This is a genomic window from Metallosphaera sedula DSM 5348, assembly GCF_000016605.1.
Classification (GTDB): domain Archaea; phylum Thermoproteota; class Thermoprotei_A; order Sulfolobales; family Sulfolobaceae; genus Metallosphaera; species Metallosphaera sedula.
Map to the genome: position 1 here is coordinate 540486 of NC_009440.1, position 25117 is coordinate 565602.

Sequence of the window (25117 nt, forward strand, 5' to 3'; positions counted from 1 at the left end):
TGAATTACGATTTATCGTAGTTCACCTTATATGTATCTTCATCTACCCTGGAGATCAATCCCGAGTACACACCCCATTCAAGCAGAATCAATTGAAGTTCATACTTTCCTTCAGGCTTATTGTACGCCTGAACTCCCTTCTTTTCCAGGGCCTCCATGAGGGTGTCTAGCGTGAACTCTCCGAGTTCAACTGCGGTCATGAAGGGCTCGGTCTTAACCAAGCTCTCCTTGAGAATCTCCTTCCTTCTTCTGATGTTGGACTTAAGAAACTCTGCACCCTTGTCCGTTATGATGATGTCACCCTCACCCACGGTGGCAAAGCCCATGGAGTTCGCTGCATAAACAATGGGCATTAGGTCGTCTACGTCTACCTCCATCTCCTTCTCTATTTGATATAGGTCTGCCTTTCCACCAAATATATTCTGGAGAATCGAAAGTAATCCAAGGAGATCCGCTATTCTAGCATCGGAGCTAATTACGTTCATAACTACAACCTTATGTAAAGCTGAATATTTCAATCTTTCTTAGCTTGTTCAAGCATCCCTCGAGATCTCCTAAATACTCTATCCTTAACCCAGAGCGAAATATAGGCAATGGGGAAAACATAGAAGCCCATCACCATGAGTATATCTAGGAGTGTTATACTAGGAGAAGAACCTAGTTGTGAAAGGGCCTGTAGATGGGCCTGGGACAAGGATGAGGAGAGTATGGCCATGATACCCAAGATTACCCCTAGATTTAGGGCCCATGTAATCCCCCTCTCAATAAGATACGAGAGGATCAAGAGAACTAATACGACCACGTAGGTGGACACGGATAGCAGGGAGGGTACAGTTCCTAGCAGGAGATATCCTCCGATAGCTAGGCAAACGGCAGAACCTAGGAGGAGAAGGGAGTAAATCTTCAACTCAACTTTACTTGTACCACCAAGAAAATAATGTTTTCTTGAGATAGTTATCAGTACGATTTATATTGGAGAGCCTGATCTAGATCATATGGCTAGCCTATCCAAAAGGCTCAAAATAAGGGAATCCTCGCTACCTGCCTACCTAGTTTTCAGTCAGTCCTTGGCATCCATTGCTCCTCTAAGCTCGACGGCGGCTTACCTAACAGCTACTCTTCTCCTGGCTGGAACCTCTAGTGGTATTGCCTCAATACTGGGCGTGTTGATGTACTCCCTTTGGGTCTATGTGGGATATCAGCTCTCGAGGTTTTTCCCATCTGAGGGAGGGACCTACACCTTTTCTAGACATATGTACCCTGAAAGGGTTGCAACTATTCTGGGATGGATGTACTGGGGGAGTTACATGTTTTACCTGATATCTACCTCAACTTACGCTACCGGAGTGCTTCTCCCTCTTCTAGGAGCACCGATTTCCATAGACCGGTTAATGGAGGTTGTGCTTCCATCAGCTATAGTACTGCTCATGATTACCGGGATCAGGCCACCGCTTTACTATAGTCTAGTAACTTCACTGGTGGAGATTGCCGTAATCGTGGTTCTGGGCATAACGGTGATTGCACATAGGGGGCTTTCCCTAGTCCCGTTAACGCCCTCCGCGGGACTGTCTCAGGTGTTAAGCGGGGCCATGGCCACCTCTTTCTCGATAGCTGGTGGTGGTGCTGCCTTCTTCCTAGGGAAGGAGGCCAGAGGAAAGGGAAAGACTGTAAGCAAGTCTTACCTGTTGGCATTTCTCCTTGCCTCCGGAGCCATAGTGTTCTCCTCGATTTACCTCGTAACAGCTGGAGGTTCAACTCAGGGAGTTGAAAACCTAGCCAATACTGGCTTTCCCGGTCTTACTGTCGCGAATCAGTACATGGGAGAATCCTTTGCCTCAGCTATGCTACTACTTACTGTGAATAGTTTAATTGGTTCTCTAATTGCAGCCTACGTGGCCTTATCTAGACTGACCTTTTCCCTGCTTAGAACTGACTTACCAAAGTCTACCCTTATTGTGGGTTCCCTCTTCCTGGGAATCAACGGGGTAATAGCTGGGCTGGGGAATCTAGTACAGTGGTATCAATACTTTTTCCTGGGCTCGTTAACCGCACTCTTCATCACACATGCCTCGCTTTCCCTAGGCCTTCCCAAGATCAGGAATAAGCTAGCCTTAAGCCTTCTCAAGTCCTTTCCGGGGATTCTCTCAGCCCTTCTCATGATGGTAGGCCTTTACTCCATTTACCTTGAGGTTGGAGAGGAACTGGTTGTGGGGATCTTAGCGTGTATAGTTCTCGTCATGGTAGGAGTGATTCAGGGCCTAATATCCCGAAGAGGGGAGGGAAAGAGTAATATTTCATGATCCCTCTTATAAGATCCTGCCATTCAACTATATTTATGTGAAACTACCCGAAGCGATAATTGAAATTGGGAAGGAGGCTCGAAACGAAGCCAATGATGCGCTTGAGGGAAAACTGGACGTCCAGGAAATCGTGAAGATACGACTAGATACCGCTGAATTTTACGTCGAGCAGGCCAGAGAAACACTAAAGGCCTCTCATGTTTTAGCTAGCGAAATGTTGTTCAAGGCAATAGTTGAGGGCATTAAGGCCTTGGCAGACTACTTCGGGATAAGAAAGGAACTAAGGGAACTTCCGATGTACTTAGAGGACATCCTTGGCGAATGGATAGGAAATGCATGGGAGATTGGAAAAAGGCTACACTATGACGGGTATATATTCGAGTTCCTTCAGCAGGATGATGTTCAAGAATATCTAAAATATGTGAAGGAGTTCGTAAATAACTGCAAGATAGCTGTTCTTTATTAATCGTCATGCTCTCCTTGGTATACAATGGACAAGTTAATACTTTGTTCCAGTTGCGTTTTTGTCACATTGCCGTTAGCTATTCCCGTAACGTAAAATTGAACTTCGTATATTCCCTTATGAAGCTCCACCAAATCTGACGGTGACGATAAAGTTAGTACGACGGTCCTATGATCTCCCTTTGACAGGTCTAGTATCGCAATAACATAAAGGGACTTTATTGTACTGTTAGTGCTCAATTTCAGTAGATATCTTCCAGAATGGTCCACAACAAACGTTTCGGTGAAATTGAGATTGAAGGGGTGGCCTTGAGGTGTTGAAGTCGGGGTCGTCGTGGAAATCAATTTCACCGAGGAGAACACTGTAAAACCTAGGGAAATGGCCAAGAGAACAATCACAATGAGGGTTCTCATTTTGCACCACCTTTTATCACGTACTTAACCTTTCCCCTCTCCCTGATCTCCTCCACGAGTCCTAGTGTTACTAGTTTCTTCACCCTCCTATACACCGTGGTTCTCGGGAGGAGTGACAACTCTGATATCTTATTTAGGTTATCAGCACCTGCCCTTATGGCATCGAGTATCTTCATGTCCCTATCATCTAGCTCGTTGGGAGGGGTAATTTGAGGGGATGGTCTTCGTCTCCAAAGCAAATAGGCCAAGTAAGCTGTTACTCCACTGCTCACTCCCGTGGTATAAATGTAAGGGTTTAGGAATGGATTCTGATCCATGACGTAGTACAGGACGGTAACATTACCACCACTGAACGTGATATTTACGTATTGTCCCTCCTCATTGAGGGATATTGGAGTAGGGGACATATAGGTGATCTTGGAGTTCAAGGGAAGAAGTACCGAGACTGAGGATATATTGGGTTGAGAGATCTGTATAACTCCCTTGGTCTTAACGTGAAACTCGATCTCCGAGGTATTAATAGGGTAGACGTATTGCCCCTTTTCCACTACTCCCTGTGATGTGGCGAGGGTCCAATTGCTTGGGATGAGAATCCATTCGGGCTTGTTAAAATATAGTATGACTGTACCGTTATAGTAGAATGTTGCACTGACTTGTGAAATTGCAACTGGTAATAATGCCAAGACCATCACCAGCAGGAAGATTACCCTCTGAGACATGACAGTAACACCGCTATCCCAGTCAGGGCGATGATGGCAAAGTAGAATAGAAATGCAAGTACCACGGATAGGCTAGGATACGCTGGAGCTATAAATGCCATAAGCTTTAGCAAGTACTCAGCTGCCATGAATAAAAATAGAAATTATAAGATAAAAAATGTTGTCACTTCTTCCTTCTGAGCAAAATTAGAACAACTACAATGATTATAATCACTACAACAATGGCAATGTAAAATGCAGGGTTCTGGACGATCACTGATGTCAACGGAGGCGTTACAGTGACGAAGAAGTGATCATTTTGAACGAATGGGACAAGGGATCCTGTCTGGTTCCAAACTAGTGTCAGCGTCAATGGATATGAACCAACAGATGCTCCTCCGCTTACGTCGACCACGTAAGTAACGTTAATCTCTTGTCCAGGACCTATATCACCTAAACTCGACTCAGACGCGGTCAAGCCCTGTAAGGGATTGGATGAACTCACGTGAGGATATATTACGTCAGAAGTTCCAAGTATCGCCTTAACATTCTTGGCAGTTGCGTTACCCACATTCTTAACAATCAAGGTAATGGGGACTTTAGTATCACCTGCCTGTAAGGATGGATATATTACTTTAACTATTGTTAGATTGGCCTTAGGATATACTGTCAAGGAGTAAGATTTGGTGTAACTCCCACCATCGTAGAATACTGTGAAATTAAGGTGGTACTGCCCTGGGCTGACCGAGTCTGGTACGTTAATGAGGAAGGACACATTTATGGGCACACCGGGAGGGATAGCCCCAATAGTCAAGTTATTTTGAGAAATCACTGGGAAGGGCGACTGTAGTAGGACATACGAGTTCTGTGCCGCGGCAGTTCCGTAATTGGTGATTACACCTTCAACCCTCACATCATAAAATCCTGGAAATACCTGAGGTGGCACGGTGAAAAGTGAGAGAGCTATCTTAGGTGGGTAAACGGTAACCGGAACGTACTCAGTTACATTAACTTGACTATAATGCATAATCACTGGTATGTAATACGTCCCAGGCGTCGCGTTGGGATATACGTTCACGGTTATTGTACCCTCGTTAATCTGACCTGCTGGAACTATCCCTATCATAAGAGAATTCTGGGTGAATTGAATGGGGAACTCCGAACTACTGACGTATAGCGAAACGTTGAGCGCATTTACATCCCCTAGGTTTCTCACAATGAAGGTTAAGGGAAGATTAGTTTGACCTGGTGCAGCGGTCAAGGGTGAAGAGGTGGATCCCCAGACGCTGGATACGGAGAAAGTCTCGTAACCAACTATGGGAACAGTGATGAAGGTACTGATCACCTCCTTCCCTGAGAAATACTGGATTTGGGCGGGGACCTGGTATACTCCCGTGGTCGCGTTGGGGTAAACCGAGGCATAGGTTGTGACCTCAATGGGTTGTCCTGGCGGTAAGTAGCCTATGTTGAGGTAGTTCTGCATGAACTTGATGGGGTAGGTTGAGGTTAGGAGAAGAGAGGCGTTGGACATCTCCACGTTGCCCTGGTTGTCTATGATGAGTGTTATGGGAACGTTGTTGTCACCAGGTGCGACCAGTTGAGGTGAGGAGGGAGAACCCCAAACTGCCTGAACTGATGCCCTGGTGTAGCCTAGGATGGCGACTGGTACGTAAATGGTTTGCTTCTCGTCAAAGTAGTTTATAGTTCCCTTGACATAGTACACGCCAGGAGAGGCGTTAGAGTACACCGAGACAGTCAGCGTAGTTTCTGAGTAAAGTCCTGCAGGTATTATGCCAAGGTAACCGCTAGTTTGCAGGAAATGTAATGGGAACTCGTTCTGAGGGAAGGTAATTGAAACGTTGTCCACATTGACGTCGCCCAGGTTGTTGAGTATTATGGTGAGCGGAAGCCTAGCACTCCCAGCTCCGGCCACTAGGGGATTAGATGTGCTTCCCCAGATTGTAGTGGCGGAGAAATTAGCGTAACCAGTAATTGGAATAGATATCGTAGTAGTTATCCTGGAATGTGAGAAATACTGGATTTGGGCGGGGACCTGGTATACTCCCGTGGTCGCGTTGGGGTAAACCGAGGCATAGGTTGTGACCTCAATGGGTTGTCCTGGCGGTAAGTAGCCTATGTTGAGGTAGTTCTGCATGAACTTGATGGGGTAGGTTGAGGTTAGGAGAAGAGAGGCGTTGGACATCTCCACGTTGCCCTGGTTGTCTATGATGAGTGTTATGGGAACGTTGTTGTCACCAGGTGCGACCAGTTGAGGTGAGGAGGGAGAACCCCAAACTGCCTGAACTGATGCCCTGGTGTAGCCTAGGATAGCAACAGAGGCATTAACAGTCTCATGGAATTTGTGAAATATCGAAATTGGTCCTGCGACCTTCAGGCTTATATTATAGACTCCGTTAGAGGCGGAGGTATTAATATTGTAGTAGTAAATTACGTTGATTACCTGCCCTGGATTCCATTGAAGTATTGATGTATTTTGTGTATTATTGTAATAATTTATAAGGGTGAAGGGATATACGCTAAATGCTGAGATATTAACATCATACAGTGCAAAATTGTTGGCATTAATCAAAGTGAAGTTGATTGGGACATCCGTCATTCCAGGAGCCAATGGTTCCTCTAGGGGTCTGGCGTACATTATAAAGTGCAACTGAGGAGAGGAAATTCCTATTCCAAAACCAACTGAAACAGTCGCGAAAAATGTTCCAAGAAGCAATAGTCCGGTTATTAACGTAATGTACAAAGACCTTGATGTCATGGTTGCTAAAGATATATCTTTAGTATTTAAAGTCATGTAATGGTAAATGTTTCAGACGATTAGAGGAAGAGACAGGAAATACTTTGGTCTATTTACCCTTGAGTTCCCAGTAAGCTCTTTCGAAGGCTTTGTTTACAACGTCAAGGTAACGGGTAAGGTTCTTCATTTCATCAAGCCTTATCATAACTAGGAAAACATTAGTTGAACCGTTCTTGTTATAGAATGATATCTCCGGTGGCTGGGCCTTCATACTCTTGAACTCGTCCTCGATGAGGTTGCGTGCTTTCTCCAACAGAAGGTTACCTGGCACGTCAGCATTAACCGTGAGTTCGTAGGGATAGGAAAATGACCCATCCTCCTTTAACTTGGTGAACACGGTGTTTCCAAGGAATGCCGAGTTCGGAACCTTAACCAAATTTCCCGAGATAGTCCTAACTTCTGTAAAGAGAAGGGTGACCCTTTCGGCCTCTCCGACTATGGGTGGAGACCAAATCCACGACTGTAGTATAACCGCGTCTCCAGGTCTCAAGGTTCTGCTTGATGTGACCATAACCCCAGATAGAATGTTGGAGACAACAGTTTGAGCAGCTAAACCTATGGCCACACCGCCCACCGCACCGCCTATGGCTGCACCCGTTAGATTCACCCCTAGGGCTGAGAGGATTGCCAACACCAAGAGAGTGTATAGCACGAGATCTACGACAAGAGATACGGTCCTCATGGTCACCTTATCGGCTCTTGAGGCCAAGTAGTTCTCCAAAGCGTATTTGATGATTCTAATGACAATGTAGCCTCCTATTCCTACGAGAGCAGCATCCAATCCGAGCTGCACATCATTAACATATGGCACCAATTTGGAATTAGAAGCGATGAATGCTGATAAAATAACATGAAGAATGTAAACTAAGGCTCCAATTATTATTAGCAGAACAAGGATTCTTATTAGTGGTCTAGTAGAACTCATGGGTAATACACTAAGCTAGCATTTCATTTATTTTTTACTACCTTTTAGGCATGCCTCGATCAGTACATGGTTATAGTGACACCGAAACATTTCTACGGAATAACTCGATAATTTAAGAGTTGAAAGGATCTGCTACATGACCAGAACAAGTAATTTTTTCTACTTTCGGTTGGTTGGCATCGAGTGAAATTTATTAAAATGCCAAAACGGGAAAGGGACATTCACGTAGCCCTTGAAATTTCATCAGAGATCTTCTCGTCAGCCCTGGGAAAGTCCCTTGGCCTTCCAATTAACGAGGTTGAGCTAGTTAAATTAGACGATGGTAGATACGGCCTCTCCATGGATCGTCTAGAGGAATTTGAGGGAAATAACGTTACCAATCTTTTCGAGCTAGGGATGGCCTTACCCTTTGAAGAGTTTCTTCTGAATGTGGATCTCAAGAGGGAACATGTGATGGCTAAGGATGGAAAAGGTCTAATCATAGACCACGGTCATACCTTAGACGCCTGGAAACCACTTTACTATGTGGAACAGATACTCTATAACCCCGTAACAAGGTTTGATCTTTGGGCAACAAGGGACTCACTACAGGAAGGGGTGGAAATAGTTAAGGGTATTAACGTCGATGAGGTCTCTAAGACGCTTAGAGAAGCAATGACGCGGGTAATGGATACTGGTATATGTAGCCTTTTCACCAGGCAGGTAATGGAGGAACATTTGCAGATATCCACAAAGATCCTGAGGCACAGGAAGGCCATAGTCCCAAGGTTTTACATCTAAACATCTGTCTTGTTTATTTAGATCCTATTGTTACTTTAATGCTTTATAACGAATGTTACCAATATTCTACCTATGGAGTGCGATGCGGCAGTAGTCTTGATTTTCAGGGATGATGGGAGATTCCTCTTAATTAAGAGGGCTGATCAGAAGGGAGATCCTTGGAGCGGACACATGGCGCTTCCAGGCGGGCACAGGGAGGTAAACGAAAGCTGTGAGACTACCGCTGTGAGGGAGGCGCAGGAGGAGGTAGGAATTACGCCCACAAACTTGAGCTATCTTGGAATGTACTCTCCACACAACAGGGAAATGCGCGTTGCTGTGTTCGTTGGACATACAACCTCTCCCCAGGTAAAGATAGATGGGGAGGTGGACAAGTGGTTTTGGGTTCATCCCAGCGAATTAAAGGAGGAAAAGGATCATTTTGTTTACCAGAGCTATATCATTTGGGGAATGACCTACAGAATACTAAAGGACTTCCTTTCAGCCCGGCAACGATCAAGTCATCAAGTCCAAGCCGTCGACCAGTCATCACTTAAGGAATAGGTTCTCATACTCCTTTACATATTTAACGCTTCTCTTCAAGTCACTGAATAACCTAGATGCCTCCTTGACGTCTTCTGCCTTGACTATACCCCTCCCGGCCTTCCTTGCTATCACCTGTGATGGCTCGAGTAGCTGGATAGAGTATCTGAGGCTTTCCTCAGCAGCCATGCTTGTGAGCTCATCTAGCGCAGCAGGTTCCAGCTCGATGTCTAATTCCTCTGCACGTATGGAAATGATTTCCCTGCTCTCTTCCTTACTGTACGGCCTAGTTGTTATAATGAGAAGCCTGTCAAGCAGATCCAGGGGCATGCCGTGAGGTGCCTCAACGTCCGTACCCCTTATCTTAGTTGTCCCCCTATTCGTGGCTAAAACTAGGATGGGAGCCAACTCCGCTTCCAGAGCCTTAGTGAGGAACGAGAAAGTCTCTATATCCAGCATGTGCGCGTCGTCTATGAACAACACCCCAGGTATGAGCTCGGCTGTACCCTTGTTAATCATGTCCTTCACGTAGGCATCTACCTGTTTCCTGATGTCCTGGCTCACCTCCCTCTCGCTCCAAAGGGAAAACAACGCTGTAATGGAGATGCTCTGGGCTGCGAGGGTTAGATCCAGGTCATAAAGGGTGAACGTATTAGTGAGTTCCTTCTCCTTCTTGACCGGTCCACTGGGGATCTCTACTGTCCTTGCGGTATCTATGTCAAAGGTCTTAGCTCCCTCAACGTCCTTAGCCTTTCCCACCTTGACTACGTTTCCTGTCTCCGCATCTATCCATATTACGTCGCCTTTCCTTATTCCCATCTTGCTAATCTGTTCAGCAATCGTTTCCCCAGCAGTGAGAGTCCTCTCCTCGTCCTTTGTGGCAAGCTTCAATTCCACCTCCCTAGGAATCTGAACGTAGGGATTTATCCTGCTCCTGGCAATCCTCATCTTAACGTCCTTTACTACTCCCTCGTAAACCATCCTTCTTTGTCTCACTCTCACGCCTATGGACTTCCTTAACGCTTGAGTGAGAACCTCGGTCTTCTTCAGGTCTACAGAGTAAATTTCCGAAGCGTTGAGGGTGTTGAAGGGCGTATCCTCACCCAATTCCTTGGCGATGCCCACGGCGAGAGCCGTCTTACCAGTTCCCGGTGGCCCCACGAGGAGGATGCCCTTACCTGCCATTTTACCCTGCTTTATTAACTGCACAACTACCCAGGCAGCTTCCCTAGCCTCGAGCTGTCCCACTAGGCCATCTGCCTTGAACTTAGCCTTTCCATTCTCGTCCACACCTAGACCTGTAATATGACTATGTATACTTGCTCTTCCAGTCTCAACTTTCCTAACTTCCTTTATCTCGGCCATGGGACATCTACTAGTTCTTTACGTCGATATTTTTGAATTTAACTTTTGAAGTTGCGTAAATGGTCTGGCGAGAATTTCTAGGAAGTGGGTGAAGGGTGAGGGAAACCTTATAGTCTAGCCAACAACCTTTTTCCCTGTGATGATAACCTTTGGGGCAGAAATGTGAAGAGGTGGCGGCTAACTGACTACACCAGTTCACCTTTCAGTAGGAAGGCTTAACGTTGACGTGATAGTGAAGGCGGATAGAATACCTGAACCGGATCACCCATTCTACACTGACACCATGGGTATCTTTCCTGGGGGAGCTGCAACTAACTACGCCCTGAGTGCACACAGGTTGGGTCACGGTTCTAAGATACTGGCCAAGATAGGGAGATCCCCCATCGTGAAATCATTGATGACGCAATTGGCAGAGGAGGGAGTTGGACTGGACTACGTGGAAGAGGTGGACGTTGAACCAAATCTGACCATCATCTTTTTGAGAGAGGATGGGAGGATATCCATGATCCGAAAGAAAAGCCACTCACTAATACCAACGGCCGAGGACGTAAGCAAGATGAGGGGAATGTTTGACGTTGTTCATTTCGCATCTGTTCCCCCAACGTCAGTTGTGTATGACGAGGGCTCTAAACTGGTCAGCTATGACCCTGGGCCTTACGCTGCAGAGTACGGTGGGGAGAAGGTTGATATAATTTACACTAACGAGGCTGAGTACAAGAGACTAGGATCTAGGGTTAATGCTAAACTGGTGGTGATAAAGCGAGGAAGTAAAGGAGCCACAGTATTGGGGGACGGAGTTGAATGCGAAGCCAATGGCCTTAGGGTTAGCGTTGTTGACACAACGGGAGCGGGCGACGTGTTTGACGCAGCATTTAACGTAAAGTACTCCCAGGACGAGCCTGTGGAAGACGCGTTAAGATTTGCAATCACGGCTTCAGCCCTTAAGGTAGAAAGGCTTGGTGGAACTGGCTCACCAACACTCGAGCAAGTTGAAGAAAGACTAAAAAAGAGTGAAGTAAAAGTAATTTGTAGATGATTGTATTATTTGTTGACTTTGACTATTTCTTTGCTCAGGTTGAGGAGATCCTCAATCCCTCGTTGAAAGGTAAGCCCGTGGTTGTTTGCGTCTACTCAGGGAGGACGAAGGACAGCGGAGCAGTGGCAACGTCCAACTACGAGGCGAGGAAATTGGGAATTAAGGCTGGAATGCCTATAATCAAGGCCAAGGAGATCGGGAAAGATGCCGTGTTCCTTCCCATGAGAAAGGAAGTATACCAGCAGGTATCACGAAGGGTTATGAACATAATTTCGGGGTACGGGGATAAACTGGAGATAGCCAGCATAGACGAGGCCTACCTGGATATAACCAGGCGGGTGAAGGACTTTGACGAGGCGAAGGAGCTGGCGAGGAAGTTAAAGGCTGAAGTACTGGAGAAGGAAAGGCTCAGGGTAACCGTGGGAATAGGCCCCAACAAGGTTGTTGCAAAGATAATTGCAGATATGAATAAACCAGATGGGTTGGGAATTATCTACCCTGAGGAGGTTAAGGATTTCCTCTATAACCTTGACATATCCAAGGTACCTGGAGTAGGAAAAATAACTGAAGAGATCCTGAGAAAGGTCGGAATCAATAGACTAGGCGACGTCATCAATAAATCGGGGGAACTCGTCAATCTTGTGGGGAAGAGTAAAGCCAATTACCTGTTGAGCCTGGCAAATAACACGTATCATGATCCAGTTGAATCTAGGGAGATAACCCATAGGGGGAGATACGTCACCTTACCTGAAAATACCAGAGACCTAAATAGGATACTTCCATCGTTGAAGAGGTCCATAGAGGAGGCCTACTCCAAGGTGGATGGTATTCCCATGGAGATTTACGTTGTGGCGATCATGGAGGACTTGGATATAGTGAGCAAGGGGAAGAGTTTCAAGTTCGGGGTTTCCCAGGATAGGGCACTCTCTGTGGCTCAGGAGTTGTTAAACAAGATTCTCGAGTCCGATAAAAGGAAACTGAGAAGGGTAGGGGTAAGGCTGGGGAAGATAACTAAGTCCTCAACCCTAGAGGACTTCCTCCACTGAAAGAGTTATCAAACCCTCAAGCTTCCTTGGATCAGGCTTCCCAAATCTGTTCACGTAGTTGAGATAACCCCTCACTCCCCTGTCATCTCCCTCTATCCTTGCGTCGATCCTAGGGTTAAGTATTAGAGGAACGTTTTCTGTGACCCTCGACCTCTCTATCCTCATGGCCTTGGACAGTTTATCCATGTCCTCCCTTACACCCTCTGCCCTTACCATGACCTTATCTCCCTCCACCAACTTGATGCCATTCGCCTCGCCGTATTTGTCCTCTACTAGGACAAACCTAGCGAGTCTGCCACCCTCCACATCCTCATAGAAATTCAGTCCAAGGAGATACTTTCCACTCACTGCAAGGGGAATGACCACGAGCCTTTCGTGACCAGCGAGGTTGGCTATAGGCTTTATTTTGACCTTCATGAATCTACTTTCGTGCTCGAGATAGATGGGTCTTTCGGTGAGGGCGGTGGACAGATCCTGAGATCCTCGTTAGCCCTGTCATCCCTCACGGGGAAGGGGTTTAGGATAAGAGGGATAAGGGCGAAGAGGAAGAATCCAGGCCTTCAACCTCAACATCTGACTAGCGTGAGGGTAATGAAGATGCTCACCAACGCCAGGGTCAGCGGAGATTACCTTGGATCCACGGAGCTTGAGTTTGAGCCTGGTGAGGTTGTGGAGGGGAGTTTCACCGTGGACGTGGGGACTGCGGGGAGTGTATCCCTAATAGCCATGACCGCTATTCCACTGATGATTAACAGGAGGATCTCCCTTAGAATTAGGGGTGGGACTGACGTGCCCCTCTCTCCCCCAGTGGATTACATGCGACTCGTTTTCATCCCCCTCTTGGAAAAGATGGGTATCACTGGGAAAATTGAGGTAAAGAGGAGGGGCCACTACCCCGAGGGAGGGGGAGAGGTCGAGGTTTACGGTTTCAGGGGAGAGCCCAGGGACCTGGTGCTAGATAGCTTTGGCGAATTGAGGGAAATTACAGGGGTCTCGCACGTTACCTCCCTCCCCGCGCACATAGCGAAGAGGCAAATTCAAGGTGTAATGGAAGTCCTAAGGGAGTTTAACGTGCCTGTAAAAGTAGAGGAGGAGGTAAGTAATGAAGGAAGTAGAGGCACAGGAATAGTGCTGTCAGCGCACGGTCTTTCAATCATGGGGGCCAGTAGCCTAGGGGAGAAAGGAATTACCGCAGAGAACGTAGGTAGAAAGGCAGGCACAGAGCTACTTAAGGAGTTGAAGACTGGAGCTGCCGTGGACTCCCACATGGGAGATATGCTGGTGACCTTCTCGGCCTTCGCGAATCTGGAGTACACGGGATCCTTGTTGACACAACACACTGAGACTAACATAGAGGTGATCAGGAAGTTCCTAGAAATTGACGTGAAAATTGAGGGCAGGTCTCCCTTCAAGCTTAGGTTGAAGAGGAAGTAGGATAAATCACGGCCCTTCCCACGATTCTCCCCTCCATTAAATCCATAATGGCCTGGTTTACCTCGTCTAGAGGGTAAGGTACCGTTAAGGTCTTCAGCTTACCATCCTCAAACAACTTTACCACATCCACTAGATTCTTCATAGTACCGTAAAGTATTCCCCTCACCCTGAGTCCCCTGAGAACTAGGAGCTGATCTGGGATAGATAGTTCCCCGCCAAACTCGCCAACTACCCTCAGCTCTCCCATCCTCCTCAACAGCCAAGGCAAATCCCTCAACGTGAAGTCGCTTCCCACGTAGTCCAGGATAAAGTCGAACTTCCTCAACCCCACCGAACCGGAGAGATCCGTTGAATATTCCCCCTTAGTGAAAACTATCTCGTCGGCCCCCAATTCCCTAGCCTTCTTCAGCTTCAGTGGGTTCCTACCCACAACCCACACCTCGGAATTGAGGTTCTTGAGAAGTTGAATTGAAAGTAAAGCCACTGCTCCCGTACCAATTACCGCGACCCTGCTTCCCTCAGTTATTCCCTCCACAGAGCTCATCGCCGTCACACCGGCGTCAGCCAGGGGGGCAACCTCAAGGGGTGAACCCCTAACAGGGACAAGGGGAAAACCAGTGACGTCAACTCTCTCCGCAAATCCGCCATTTCTTTGAATGCCTAAAACCTCAACCCTCTCACAGAACTGTGGAAAACCGGATCTGCATTCCCTGCAGGTACCGCAACCCTTGGCGTTGTAAACGAGAAATGTATTTCCAGTCTCATCCACCACTGATATCTCGTGCCCAAGGACTAGGGGTAACCTAGTTTGAACATCCCAACTCCATTGACCTGTGAGGACGTGTAAATCCCCGTGACATAGACCTGTAGCCCCCACCCTCATGGAAACGCTTGGAGGAGGAACGTCCACCAGGACTAGGGGTCTACCGAACTCTTTAAGAACTGCAGCTCGCATTACCATCCTGCCTTTAGGTAGGCGTCCCTCTCCCACTGCGTTACAAATGATTCATACTCGTCTATTTCTCTTGTTTTGAGATCAAGGAAGGCCCTTATTAGCTCTTCACCTAGGGAATACTTAAGGGAGGTGTCGCTTTCTAGGTTGCTCAAAGCCTCCCTCAAGTCTCTGGGAATGCTCTTTACGACGTTATTGACCTCGGCGTCTAAATTCTTCTCAATGCCCTCAATCCCAGCCATGATGATAGCTGACAACAGCAAGTAAGAGTTGGTTAAGGGATCCGCAAGGCGAAACTCTATTGCCTTTTGCTCCTTTATATTACTGGGTATCCTAAGGAGGAAGTGCCTCTCTGAACCCATACCACCTAGGTTCGGAGTTACTAACTCCTTGAACCTCTTGTAGGAATTTATCGTGGGAGAGGCTATAGCCAAAATTGATCCCAGGTGCTCCAGAATTCCACCAAAGAACGCATAGGCTGTTCTACTCAGCCCCACTCCCTTGGGGTCGTTGGGGTCCAGCATGGCATCGGAACCGTCTGACTTAACCAACTTAAGGTAAATGTCCATGCTACTTCCAGGTGTATTGGCGAAGGGCTTCGGCATGAATGTTGCCATCTTCCCGTGAAGTTTAGCAACGTCCCTGATTACTTCTCTCGCCGTTATCAGGTAATCCGATGCACTCATCACATCTGCAGAGGAGAAGGTTATCTCGTATTGCCCAGGACCATAATGCTTGTTTATCATCTCAACTTGTACGCCCACCATTTCAAGGTGTTTGATTACATCCTTCAGGAAATCTTGCTGATCCATTAACCCCTCCGGAGAAAATGCCTTTCCCATGTCGGCAGTCTCCCAGTTACCCTGATTATTCTTAAGCAGGTAGAAGGTGGGTTCAAATGAGGTTTCCAACCTGAGACCGTGCTCCTCTAGTTTATTTACTGCCCTCTGCAGAAGGCTTCTTGTACAGAAGGGTAATGGGGAACCGTCTGGTGAGAAGAGAAAGGAGAGCACTCTTGCTGTCCTCTCAAGGTAGGGAATTATCACAAAGGACTGCGGGTCAGGAACGGCTATCATGTCCTCGTATCTTGACTTTAATGGTCTGTCTTGAAAATCTAGCATGACTAGTGACTCGGCGTAGGGAACTCCAAGGTCTTGGGCCATGACTCTCTCAAACTCTGCCCTTCGAAGAGACCTTCCTCTAACATGGCCTAGGATGTCTATGAACTCCACTCTAACATAATCGACCCTGCCAGACTTAAGGGTCTCAATGAGATCTGTCCTTGACAACTTAATCTGCAGTTTACTGATCCGGCTCAAATAAAAGCATTAGGTGAGACAATAGTTAATACCTTCTGATTCAATATAACTCATGGACCTCGAGGAACTGGAAATAATGAATCTCGGGGTCATTGCTTGCCAAAGAAGGGTGATTAGAATAGGAAATTACGAGATTAACTTCTCCAGGCAGGTTTCCGATGACGCCGTATACCTAGTTGAAGTCAAGTTCAGAGGGCATTTGAAGTCCAGAGGTGTCTTCACGGATTTCAGAAACGCTACCCTGTTCGCAGGTTCGTGGATTAAGAGCCTAATATGATCAGGTGTTCTTCCTTATGTCCAGGATCACGTGATACTTTCCGGGGTTAACGCTCCTCACCACCCTACCTTCCACCGCCCCTGGAAAGGAGGCCATAGCCTTACTCACAGGGTCCTCATCCCGGTTTGCCTCCACTTCGGCGAAGAGATGGAGATGGCCTCCAGGTTTTAGCCTTGACATGGAGAGTTCATATGCCTCTCTGTCCCTCTCGGGTAGCGGGGAGATTATCCTGTCCAGGGGTTCAAGTTGGTTCAGCCTGACAAAGGCGTCGCCGTACATGGGTATTACCCCGTAAGCGCTATTGAGCTCTACATTAACCATCATGAAGTAGTAGGCATATGGATTAATGTCAATGGAGTAAACAACTGCAGGTTTCCTCAGCTTATAGGCTAGAATAGAGATTGGACCAAATCCTGAGAAGAGGTTAGCGACCCTCTCGCCTGGTCTAACCTTTTCAGCTATCCTCTTGTGCTCATAGGATAACTTCTCCGAGAAGAAGACCTTCCTCAAGTCTAGGTAATAGGAACATCCATGTTCCCTGTAGATAGTATCACTCCTGTTCTCTCCAGCAAGGTGGACGTATGTGGGAAGTCTGTATATCCCAGACACATCCCTCTTCCTACCCCACACGGACTTGACCTTAGTCTTTCCCATTACCTCGTCAGCGTAAGCCCTAAGCTCGTTCATTTCGAAATCAAAGGGTATGGGAATTACCGCTATATCTCCCACTATCTCAATTCTTTTCCAGATGCGACCTCTCTCCAAACTCATTGATAATCTCCTGGACCTCCTCTATGTCCTTGCTACCTACGTTAAGGGGAACAGTTCCGTCAAGAACTGGCTCGCCACCCACAATTACAGTCTCTGGTACTCCGGTAGAGAAAAGTAGGGTCTCGTACGGCGATGTCAAATCAAGAGGGTAGAATGGTGGTTCATTCACCTGGTAAACCACTAAGTCTGAGGTCGACCCTATCTCTAGCGGATAATTCATGAGGAGTTGATTGTAACCCCAAATTGTTGCTGACTTGAAGGCCTCATCCGGGGTAAGAAGTAGCCTAGAAACAGCAAATCCTAGTTCTGCCCTTGGATCATATCTCAAACTAAGATCTAGGGCAATAGAAGGAGAATAGGACCCTAACGTGAATTTACATACCTCCACTGACGGGAGAAATGACAGGCCAAAACCGCGTTGCCTTATTACAGACAGGTCCCCCCTAGATCCGCCTCCTAGGGCTATGACTTTGTTTGGCGTGTTCCCCGAAAGGCTGACAGACCTATCCATAAGAACAGGAACCTTGAACTCGTTGGATAAGGCAACTACCTCGTCCAAATCATCGTCACTACATACCTTGAGAACAACCCTAGTTTCTCCGCCACTCCACTTCTCTCGAAGGACCTTAAACTCCCTCTTCCAGTCAGATGGACCCCAGCTACAACCCACGTTCACGGCAATTATGGGTCTAATCCCTACCTTAATCATGGCTCTTGCCACGCTTTCAGGATAGGGATCTGCCGTTACCGCGCTGGTAACACCAACCCTCAAAAGATGATAGGCACCTAGAATTGCGAAATGGTAAGCGTCACTTTGAGTCATAGAGGACACTATCTCATTGGCGTTCCTTTTGCCAGAGACAATTGAATACCTAAAGGGGTAAAGCGAAAGGATGGTATGAGTTGAGATAAGTCCAGGCGAGACAATTCTATCCCTTCCCCCTAAAACTAGTTCAGCATCTTCAAAGTCTTCTGGCTCTTCCTTCGTCATTGCTACCAGCTTGGATCCATCTATTCCTAGGTGGACATCCCTCAACACGCCAGTCTTACCATACGCAATTCCCGCCTTAATCGAGATTTTCAAGACTCTTCCTTGAGTTGAGTAAAGCTCGCTTGACTTATAAACATAAGGAAAGAGACGAACACCAAGGAGGAGGCTAGGCACTTTCTCAGCAAGACAAAACCACTTTTAACTCAGAAACCCTATTTCAATACGCCTTGTTTATTGAGGCTCTTGAGGAGGAGGCCAAAAGGATTCGTGACGTGAGGCCAAATGTATCTATCAGCCTTGAGGACGGAGTAATAACTGGAGCTGGAGATTCCTACGCCTCATGCCTAGCACTAGAAGGTGTATCCAGGGGGAGGTTCAGGTGCGTCGATCCCTATGACCTACTGGAGTGGGACCCTCCTCACATTCTTGTGATAGTGTCCGTGTCTGGCAGGCCAATCGTTTACCAATGGTTGCTGGAGAAATTTAGCGGAAGAAGCAAGATTTACGTGGTCACAGCCAACACGGAGTCGCGTATTGCCAACCAGGCCAATGAAGTGGTGGAGATACCTTACACCTCAAAGATACAGCTCCCCGGAACTCTTTCCTTTGTCTCAACCCTCAAAACCCTGTATGCCCTAGCTGGTATTGACGAAAGGGATGAAAAAGGTGCACCGCTTTCCCTAGGTCATGAACCATTCTTCGTGGGAAGGGCAGGAAATTACGGAATCGCCTACTTCGCGTCCCTGAAAATGTTTGAAATCTTCGGGGAAGTTAGTAACGCAGAGAGGTTTGAACAATTCCTTCACTCGCCTATATTCTCCACTGAGAATAGGATGGTAATACTACTCAGTTCAGGAAATGATAGGGAGAAAAGGCTCACAAGTGAAATGAAGAACGTATCCTTAACTGAGTGTACTACACTACTGTGCAACACTGAATCTGTAATCCTGTCCTTGATCCAGGAGATGAGGGTCAGGAAGTGGGACAGAATCTACTACCTCGAGAACAAAAATATCTTAAGGACCAGTTCCAACATGATATATTAGGTGCGGAAAATGACCGATGAGGTAGATCTAACAAAACAATCTGGGGGCTGTGGGGCTAACTCGCCGGCTGTCACCTTGATGAAGTTCTGGCTAGAGACTGGGGGTAATCGGGATATCAAAGTGTTTGCAACACCGGGAGTTCAGGCTGATCAGGTTGACATGTGGGCCATGGCGATGAGTGACCAAGGGGTTAAGATACTAAAGAAGGACAATGAAGACGGTAAAGTTGTTTACATAATACACTTGCCGTGATGGTCAATGAATTTCCTTAAGCTTGGTGAAGTTGTAGGCATTGCCCTACTTTTCTTCTCTGCCGTGATATACATTTTAGGCGATCCACTTCTCAGACTGATCTCCTATCAGGGACCTATTCTTTCAGGCGGGTTACTTGGATGGTACGTTCTCCATAGTTCAACTCCCAACGAGAAGTATGTGGAGGACCAAGATGGGGAGAGGGTCCCTATAACCTCTCTTCTGATTAGGGGGAGGGCTTGGCTTCTAATCTTGGTGGGCATAATGCTCATGGTACCGTGGTTTACACCTCAAATTTATTCGGTAGCTCTTCATGAGCAGATGATCTTTGTGATGTCCTTTATCTTTCAGTTTATAGGAGGATTCATAGTTGGCTACGTCCTACCTTCACTGAAATTTATGGAAAAATTCATTCTATACTCTCTTGGATTTGGTGCTGACCTATTTTTCGTCCTCCTTCTCTACGTTTACTCGAACCTTTTTGACATATCTCAGACTGTACTTCTTAACAACGTCTTGGTTTTGGTGTATGGCGTTAAGCTATTGGAAGGTATTATGTTTGGGGTTTATATTGTGAGGAGGATTAACGCGATCTAATTACCTATTCAACCTGGACACAACGTCACGTTTTATACTACTGTCAGAATACTAGTGAGAGATGAAGGGAAGAGTCGCGCTAGTTGGTGCTGGACCTGGAGATCCTGGCCTCATTACAGTCAAAGGCCTTCAACTTCTGGGATCCTGCGACGTTGTAGTATACGACAGACTGGTATCCGAGGAGCTTCTTAAGTTCGCGAGAAAGGACGCCGAGCTCATATATGCTGGGAAGAACCTAGGCGAGTCCCTTAATCAATCCCTCATTAACGAAATACTGCTTCAGAAGGCACTCGAGGGAAAATTTGTGGTTAGGCTGAAGGGCGGAGATCCCTACGTTTTCGGTCGCGGGGAGGAGGAATGTTCTTTCCTCCTAGAAAGAGGTGTAGATTGTGAGGTCGTCCCTGGAGTAACGAGCGCTGTCGCAGTCCCAGCTTACGCAGGGATCCCTGTCACATCACGGTGGTTTTCCTCTGGTTTCTGCGTGGTTACTGGATCCAAGGCTGACGGTTCAAGCATTGACCCTGATTACATCCCCAAGAAGGGAACACTCGTTATCATGATGGGGGTATCACGGGTGGAAGACGTAAAGAGAGCCATTCTAAAGGTAAGAGATCCAGGAGAGCCTGTTGCGGTCATAGAGAGGGGAACTACTCCTTCCCAGAGGGTTGTGGAGTGTACACTAGAAAAACTAGATTTATGCGTTAGGGAGAATGGTATCTCTTCTCCAGCGATAATTGTGGTGGGTGAAGTGGTCAAGTTAAGAAATAAATTGTGGAATTACCATGATACATTGGGCTGAAAGATTTGAAGGATCCCGTTTGTGGGGAAGAAGTTTCAACATCTACTTATACATATATGTACAAGGGTAAAACGTACTATTTCTGTAGCCCAATGTGCATGGCCGAGTTTAAAAAGAGACCAGAAAAGTACGTAAAATAGGGTACATGAAAAACATTTATACGTTGTAGATCATTGGGTTATATGTACCCACCAAAGTTCGGTTATGTAATACCCGATTCAGTGGACGAGGCAAACGAGTTTCTAGAGAAACATGAAGATGCCAAGGCTCTTGCGGGAGGTCATAGTCTAATTCCCATGTTGAAACTAAGGATACTTAGACCGTCATATCTCGTGGAGCTAAAGGGTTTAAATGACCTTCACTTCATCAAGAAAGAAGAGGGTAAAATAAGAATAGGTGCGCTCACCACGCATTATGAGATTGTAAAGGCAAATTTACCCCTGTTAAGTGAGGCCGGTGCCACCGTAGCCGATCCCCAGGTCAGGAACATGGGCACAATTGGGGGAGTAATATCTCACCTAGATCCTGCAGCTGATTATCCTGCCTCCCTTATTGCAATGGACGCCGTAGTGAGAATAAAAGGTACCAGGGGAGAAAGGGAGGAACCTTTCAAGGACTTTGCGAAGGACATGTTTTCGCCAGACCTGAATCCAGGCGAGCTCGTGAAAGAGGTCATAATACCTGGCTTCAAGGGTTATTCCTTCTCCTACAAGAAACTGGAGAGGAGGGCCGGAGATTACGCCATTGTGGGAGTGGCTGTCCTACTGAAGAAGGAAGCTGGAGTTGTGAAGGACGTAAGGATTGGTCTCACGGCGGTGAACAACAAGGCTGTTAGGGCGTCCGAAGCGGAGAAGGTACTTCTGGATAGATCGCCAGATGAGAAGCTCATAGAGGAGGCTGCGGAGAAGGCTATGAGCTACGCTAACCCCACCTCAGATATAAGAGGAAGTGCTGAGTATAAGAAAAAGATGACAAGGGTTATGACCAAGAGAGCTTTACAGGATGCGTTGACGAGGTGAGAGGAATGAAGGTCTACGAGAAAGATCAAAAGGTTAAAATAAACCTGAAAGTTAACGGTAAGGAAATTGAGACTGAGGTAGAACCCCGTAGACTACTTGTTCACGTTCTTAGGGACCTAGGATTCACCGGAGTTCACATAGGTTGCGATACATCAAACTGTGGAGCATGCACAGTTCTACTCAATGGAAAGAGCGTTAAATCATGCACCCTTCTCGCAGTTGAGGCCAATAACTCGGAGATAACCACAATTGAGGGTTTAGCTAAGGATGGAAAGCTTCACCCAGTCCAAGAGGCCTTCTGGGATAAACATGCCTTACAATGTGGGTATTGCACCCCTGGTATGATAATGCAAAGCGTCTGGCTCCTCAAGGAGAATCCTAATCCCACGGAGGAGGAAATTAGGGAAGGCATCTCAGGGAACCTTTGCAGGTGTACAGGATATCAGAACATTGTTGAGGCGATTAAGACAGCCGCCGAGAAACTTCGATTAGATCAGCCTCTGTATCAACGTCAATAAGCACTTCTTCCCCGCACTCTACGAAACATAGGTCAGAACTTTTTTTGAGAATGACTTTGGCCCCTACGTCTCCAGTGAGTTTTTCCACTTGATCAAACAACTTCCTCGAGAGGAGGACTGGATTGCCCCATTCCCCCTTATGAACAGGAATTACTGCGTTACATGAGGGATAAAAGGAGCTCAAGATCTTGTTCACAGTGTCCCTAGTGATGAGGGGCATATCTCCCAACGCAACAAGTACACCATCAGTGTCCTTGAAGAACCTGATTCCTAGCTTTAGGGAAGCGGAGATTCCCTCTTTCCAGTGAGGGTTGTATAGTATCACCTCTTCGGGAAAGTGGTTGATGATCTCGGGAGCATATCTTCCGGCGACTATTACCCTCTCAGAAGGTAGCGCGTTTAACACCCAACCTAGTACAGGGGTGTCTCCTATTTTAGCCAATAGCTTATTTCCCTTGAATCTTGACCCTTCCCCTCCCGCAAGAACAAGTACACCTATCACGTTCACATATACGCTATGTTCTTTATTATATCTTGGATCACTGTCGGTGTTACGATCTTCTTAAGAACATCATCGAGTATGGCTGACCTAAACTCAGGCTTATTAATCAAGTTTCTAGACTCATATTCAAGTTTCCCTGAGTCAGCTACTCTCTTTATCAGCTCGTCAGCTAACACATCGAAGTTCATTCCATTAACTATTTCACTCCACCTACTGGACTTTTCACTCAATAAGATCTGATTGTTCACTAGTTTACTGAAATAGTTTTTCAGGTCAGTATTACGTCCAAGCCTCTGAACCAATATATTCGTGAACCTTTTCCTTATGACTGGAATAGATAGAAGAACGAAATAGGACTTACCTCCCACGCTCCACGAATTTGCCCTATCTGCTACGTCATCAGCAGACATTAGGATTGCATTCTTTAGCGCGTCTCTCAATACGTCTATAATCTCTTCCTCATTAACTTCCATGCTGGTCTCCTCCGCAGATTTCCTTGTCGAATCAGGCTTAGCGAAAGATCCATACACGGATACTGTGTTGAATTTCCAGGTCGAGAACGGGCAAATTGTGAGAACTTTCTTGTTCTTTATTTGTACGAGCTTACCATGATATGTAGTAAAATAGGATCCGGCACACTCCTTATCTTCTCCCGAATATCCCAATTTTCGCGCCCAGCAACCCGCGTGAATAGTACCATTAACTTTATCCTTGAGTAAGTCATACGCTAGGACTCCCTGCTCGCCGCTAAGTTTATTGTAAACGTATAGGGCCTCTGGACACAGGAAATAAACTCCCCTTAGTCCCTGCTTCTCCTTTAACTCCTTGATCTTCATGACGTCCGCTTTAGCTCCCTCCACGTCGCCAGCAATCAGTTTATCAAAACCACAACAGGAACCATCCACTATCTTAACCCTAGGAGAATACGTGTTAAGTTCTTCGCCGTAATCCAGTAAGAATTGAAGAAAACCCTCAATTCCCTGCATATCGTATTTCGCAGCGCATCCCGCAAAGAGCATAACGGGGGGCTTGTTTCTATATTTACCCTCCACTATCCTCTCCATTTCCCTTATTCTAAACGAGACTTGAGGAGTATCTATGGGAGTAACATTCTTTTTCTCCCTGAGTTTAGGTAGAACTTCGGTAACACTAGATATATTTACGCCCACTGGACAAGCTTCCTGGCACTCCATACAACCGAAACAGGCCTCAAAATTAGTCTCACCCGTGAATAATCTACTAAATTTCCCTGGAGGTGACCTTAAGTAATCCTGCGTAGTTCTATAGGCCAAACAGGAGTCTAGGCATTGGCCACAATTCACGCATTTTAGAGCTTCTAGATATTCGGCCTTTATGGGGTTTGCATGCTTGGGGATTTTCACGTCTTTATCGAATTTATTCAGTATCACCTTTTGTATCTCTGAGTAACTCTGAAGGTTTGGGAACGGGAGAACAGTGGGATTCTTCTTTAGAAAAGAGAAGAACTCGTCCATGTCGTCCCTAGATATGGAGCCACATCTCACTACTTGCCTAAACGGCGAATTATAATTGATGATGTAACCCGGTCCCCATTCCACTTGTGGTATTTCCACGAGCTTGTCTGACCTCACGCAAATAGGGATTTTGTTATTACCGAGTAGTTTTTCCATAGATGAAGAGATCTCTTTTACCAAACTCGATGTGTCAATCGATCCGTTCTTCTTCTCAAGGAGCCCAGAATAGATGGAAGGAACGTAGTAAACTTCCTTTCCATCCCTAAAAATCCCAGTCCACGAAAACTTTGATTCCTCTGACGTTTCCACTAGTTCTCCATAATTTACAGTTAGAAGGGAGACCGTGAATTTATCCTTGAATTCGTGAACAATTTTCTTATAATTTACAAAACCAAATTTATAACTGCCAAACCCGGAGCCGTTGGTGGCAACGAAACCACCAACTGTTCCTGTCAAGTACATGGGAAAGAGGGCTGGATAGAGATTATCCCTAGAAAGTCTATCGAGAAGCTCCTTGAAGGTAATACCAGATGGAACGTCTAGTTTTGAAAAGGTTCCTTTGTTCTCCACGACCCTGTAGACGCTTCCATCTTCAAACCTAGAGGGGGCAATGGTAACCTTGGGGTTTAGATATTGGAGTATGGAGCCTGACATCGAGGTTCCTCTCCCTATAATTACTTCCTTCTCTTCGGTCACCATCTGCTTCTTTATGGATTCTATACCCATAATTGCTATGGCCCTACTGAAGATGGAAGCGTCTAGTATCATTTGATTGGATTAAGAGT

General features: G+C 46.5%; 30 protein-coding genes. 15 read left to right on the forward strand and 15 right to left on the reverse strand.

Features of this window, described 5'->3' with window-relative positions; all coding sequences use genetic code 11:
• Window positions 1-4 precede the first annotated feature (4 nt).
• Entirely contained in the window at window positions 5-484 is a 480-nt protein-coding gene (locus MSED_RS02985; RefSeq protein WP_012020548.1) for an AAA-associated domain-containing protein, read from the reverse strand.
• Window positions 485-513: 29 nt separating this feature from the next.
• Window positions 514-906 carry a hypothetical protein gene (locus MSED_RS02990; protein WP_012020549.1) on the reverse strand — a complete coding sequence of 131 codons (393 nt, stop codon included), beginning with the start codon at window positions 904-906 and terminating at the stop codon, window positions 514-516.
• Window positions 907-994: 88 nt separating this feature from the next.
• Between MSED_RS02990 and MSED_RS02995 the strand changes: the two genes are divergently transcribed.
• Together MSED_RS02995 and MSED_RS03000 are read left to right on the forward strand one after the other, a co-directional pair.
• Entirely contained in the window at window positions 995-2299 is a 1305-nt protein-coding gene (locus MSED_RS02995) for an APC family permease (protein ID WP_012020550.1), read from the forward strand.
• 37 nt (window positions 2300-2336) lie between these two features.
• Entirely contained in the window at window positions 2337-2765 is a 429-nt protein-coding gene (locus MSED_RS03000) for a PaREP1 family protein (protein ID WP_012020551.1), read from the forward strand.
• On the opposite strand, the gene MSED_RS03005 is transcribed toward MSED_RS03000, so the two are convergent.
• The 5 genes from MSED_RS03005 to MSED_RS03020 form a co-directional block, all read right to left on the reverse strand.
• Window positions 2762-3175, reverse strand: coding sequence for a hypothetical protein (locus tag MSED_RS03005; protein WP_012020552.1), 414 nt, complete (start codon window positions 3173-3175; stop codon window positions 2762-2764). The two genes, MSED_RS03000 and MSED_RS03005, sit on opposite strands and share 4 nt — an antisense overlap.
• A complete protein-coding gene (locus MSED_RS03010; RefSeq protein WP_012020553.1) occupies window positions 3172-3894 on the reverse strand; it encodes a helix-turn-helix transcriptional regulator in 723 nt (240 codons plus the stop codon). The genes MSED_RS03005 and MSED_RS03010 overlap by 4 nt, the downstream gene beginning before the upstream one ends.
• The gene (locus tag MSED_RS12265) at window positions 3879-4022 is read right to left on the reverse strand and encodes a hypothetical protein (RefSeq protein ID WP_155464922.1); all 144 of its coding nucleotides are present in this window, start codon (window positions 4020-4022) and stop codon (window positions 3879-3881) included. The genes MSED_RS03010 and MSED_RS12265 overlap by 16 nt, the downstream gene beginning before the upstream one ends.
• A 35-nt stretch (window positions 4023-4057) precedes the next feature.
• Entirely contained in the window at window positions 4058-6649 is a 2592-nt protein-coding gene (locus MSED_RS03015) for a COG1361 S-layer family protein (RefSeq protein ID WP_048059986.1), read from the reverse strand.
• 88 nt (window positions 6650-6737) lie between these two features.
• Window positions 6738-7481 carry a mechanosensitive ion channel family protein gene (locus MSED_RS03020; protein WP_225938880.1) on the reverse strand — a complete coding sequence of 248 codons (744 nt, stop codon included), beginning with the start codon at window positions 7479-7481 and terminating at the stop codon, window positions 6738-6740.
• A gap of 330 nt (window positions 7482-7811) precedes the next feature.
• On the opposite strand from MSED_RS03020, the gene MSED_RS03025 reads away from it, so the two are divergent.
• Together MSED_RS03025 and MSED_RS03030 are read left to right on the forward strand one after the other, a co-directional pair.
• A complete protein-coding gene (locus MSED_RS03025; protein ID WP_012020556.1) occupies window positions 7812-8393 on the forward strand; it encodes a hypothetical protein in 582 nt (193 codons plus the stop codon).
• Window positions 8394-8465: 72 nt separating this feature from the next.
• Window positions 8466-8936, forward strand: coding sequence for an NUDIX hydrolase (locus MSED_RS03030; protein WP_012020557.1), 471 nt, complete (start codon window positions 8466-8468; stop codon window positions 8934-8936).
• Here MSED_RS03030 and MSED_RS03035 read toward each other — a convergent pair.
• A complete protein-coding gene (locus tag MSED_RS03035; RefSeq protein WP_012020558.1) occupies window positions 8922-10280 on the reverse strand; it encodes a RuvB-like helicase in 1359 nt (452 codons plus the stop codon). The two genes, MSED_RS03030 and MSED_RS03035, sit on opposite strands and share 15 nt — an antisense overlap.
• A 181-nt stretch (window positions 10281-10461) precedes the next feature.
• Here MSED_RS03035 and MSED_RS03040 point away from each other — a divergent pair, with 181 nt between their 5' ends.
• Window positions 10462-11316, forward strand: coding sequence for a PfkB family carbohydrate kinase (locus MSED_RS03040; RefSeq protein ID WP_048059987.1), 855 nt, complete (start codon window positions 10462-10464; stop codon window positions 11314-11316).
• Entirely contained in the window at window positions 11313-12362 is a 1050-nt protein-coding gene (locus MSED_RS03045) for a DNA polymerase IV (protein WP_012020560.1), read from the forward strand. The genes MSED_RS03040 and MSED_RS03045 overlap by 4 nt, the downstream gene beginning before the upstream one ends.
• On the opposite strand, the gene MSED_RS03050 is transcribed toward MSED_RS03045, so the two are convergent.
• A complete protein-coding gene (locus tag MSED_RS03050) occupies window positions 12342-12779 on the reverse strand; it encodes a hypothetical protein (protein ID WP_012020561.1) in 438 nt (145 codons plus the stop codon). The genes MSED_RS03045 and MSED_RS03050 overlap by 21 nt on opposite strands.
• 12 nt (window positions 12780-12791) lie before the next feature.
• Between MSED_RS03050 and rtcA the strand changes: the two genes are divergently transcribed.
• Window positions 12792-13796 carry an RNA 3'-terminal phosphate cyclase gene (gene rtcA / locus MSED_RS03055; protein ID WP_012020562.1) on the forward strand — a complete coding sequence of 335 codons (1005 nt, stop codon included), beginning with the start codon at window positions 12792-12794 and terminating at the stop codon, window positions 13794-13796.
• Here rtcA and MSED_RS03060 read toward each other — a convergent pair.
• Both MSED_RS03060 and MSED_RS03065 read right to left on the reverse strand, forming a co-directional pair.
• Window positions 13777-14751, reverse strand: a complete 975-nt coding sequence (locus MSED_RS03060) for an alcohol dehydrogenase catalytic domain-containing protein (RefSeq protein ID WP_012020563.1) — start codon at window positions 14749-14751, stop codon at window positions 13777-13779. The genes rtcA and MSED_RS03060 overlap by 20 nt on opposite strands.
• On the reverse strand, window positions 14751-16037 hold the full coding sequence (locus tag MSED_RS03065) for a glutamine synthetase family protein (RefSeq protein ID WP_048059988.1): 1287 nt from the start codon (window positions 16035-16037) through the stop codon (window positions 14751-14753). Before MSED_RS03065 ends, MSED_RS03060 begins: the two co-directional genes overlap by 1 nt.
• Window positions 16038-16119: 82 nt before the next feature.
• Here MSED_RS03065 and MSED_RS03070 point away from each other — a divergent pair, with 82 nt between their 5' ends.
• Window positions 16120-16344 carry a hypothetical protein gene (locus MSED_RS03070; protein ID WP_048059989.1) on the forward strand — a complete coding sequence of 75 codons (225 nt, stop codon included), beginning with the start codon at window positions 16120-16122 and terminating at the stop codon, window positions 16342-16344.
• On the opposite strand, the gene taw21 is transcribed toward MSED_RS03070, so the two are convergent.
• Together taw21 and MSED_RS03080 are read right to left on the reverse strand one after the other, a co-directional pair.
• Window positions 16345-17115 (reverse strand): tRNA 4-demethylwyosine(37)-methyltransferase Taw21, encoded by a 771-nt coding sequence (taw21, locus tag MSED_RS03075; protein ID WP_012020565.1) that lies wholly within the window; start codon window positions 17113-17115, stop codon window positions 16345-16347.
• Window positions 17078-18199, reverse strand: coding sequence for an amidohydrolase family protein (locus tag MSED_RS03080; protein WP_012020566.1), 1122 nt, complete (start codon window positions 18197-18199; stop codon window positions 17078-17080). Before MSED_RS03080 ends, taw21 begins: the two co-directional genes overlap by 38 nt.
• A gap of 134 nt (window positions 18200-18333) precedes the next feature.
• On the opposite strand from MSED_RS03080, the gene MSED_RS03085 reads away from it, so the two are divergent.
• The 7 genes from MSED_RS03085 to cutC all read left to right on the forward strand — a co-directional run bounded on the left by MSED_RS03085 (window position 18334) and on the right by cutC (window position 22337).
• On the forward strand, window positions 18334-19152 hold the full coding sequence (locus MSED_RS03085; RefSeq protein ID WP_012020567.1) for a hypothetical protein: 819 nt from the start codon (window positions 18334-18336) through the stop codon (window positions 19150-19152).
• A 9-nt stretch (window positions 19153-19161) separates the two neighbouring features.
• Window positions 19162-19404: a hypothetical protein gene (locus tag MSED_RS03090; RefSeq protein WP_012020568.1), complete on the forward strand. Its 243-nt coding sequence runs from the start codon at window positions 19162-19164 to the stop codon at window positions 19402-19404.
• Between the two features lie 6 nt (window positions 19405-19410).
• Window positions 19411-20001 (forward strand): hypothetical protein, encoded by a 591-nt coding sequence (locus MSED_RS03095; RefSeq protein ID WP_012020569.1) that lies wholly within the window; start codon window positions 19411-19413, stop codon window positions 19999-20001.
• Between the two features lie 61 nt (window positions 20002-20062).
• On the forward strand, window positions 20063-20800 hold the full coding sequence (gene cobA, locus MSED_RS03100) for a uroporphyrinogen-III C-methyltransferase (protein ID WP_012020570.1): 738 nt from the start codon (window positions 20063-20065) through the stop codon (window positions 20798-20800).
• Between the two features lie 5 nt (window positions 20801-20805).
• The gene (locus tag MSED_RS11940) at window positions 20806-20940 is read left to right on the forward strand and encodes a YHS domain-containing protein (protein WP_080512754.1); all 135 of its coding nucleotides are present in this window, start codon (window positions 20806-20808) and stop codon (window positions 20938-20940) included.
• Window positions 20941-20982: 42 nt separating this feature from the next.
• Window positions 20983-21819, forward strand: a complete 837-nt coding sequence (cutB, locus tag MSED_RS03105) for a glyceraldehyde dehydrogenase subunit beta (RefSeq protein ID WP_012020571.1) — start codon at window positions 20983-20985, stop codon at window positions 21817-21819.
• A gap of 5 nt (window positions 21820-21824) precedes the next feature.
• Window positions 21825-22337, forward strand: a complete 513-nt coding sequence (cutC, locus tag MSED_RS03110; protein WP_012020572.1) for a glyceraldehyde dehydrogenase subunit gamma — start codon at window positions 21825-21827, stop codon at window positions 22335-22337.
• Here the strand turns inward: cutC and MSED_RS03115 are convergent.
• Together MSED_RS03115 and MSED_RS03120 are read right to left on the reverse strand one after the other, a co-directional pair.
• Entirely contained in the window at window positions 22282-22845 is a 564-nt protein-coding gene (locus MSED_RS03115; RefSeq protein WP_012020573.1) for a nucleotidyltransferase family protein, read from the reverse strand. The two genes, cutC and MSED_RS03115, sit on opposite strands and share 56 nt — an antisense overlap.
• Window positions 22842-25100, reverse strand: a complete 2259-nt coding sequence (locus tag MSED_RS03120; RefSeq protein ID WP_012020574.1) for a 4Fe-4S dicluster domain-containing protein — start codon at window positions 25098-25100, stop codon at window positions 22842-22844. Before MSED_RS03120 ends, MSED_RS03115 begins: the two co-directional genes overlap by 4 nt.
• Window positions 25101-25117: the final 17 nt, after the last annotated feature.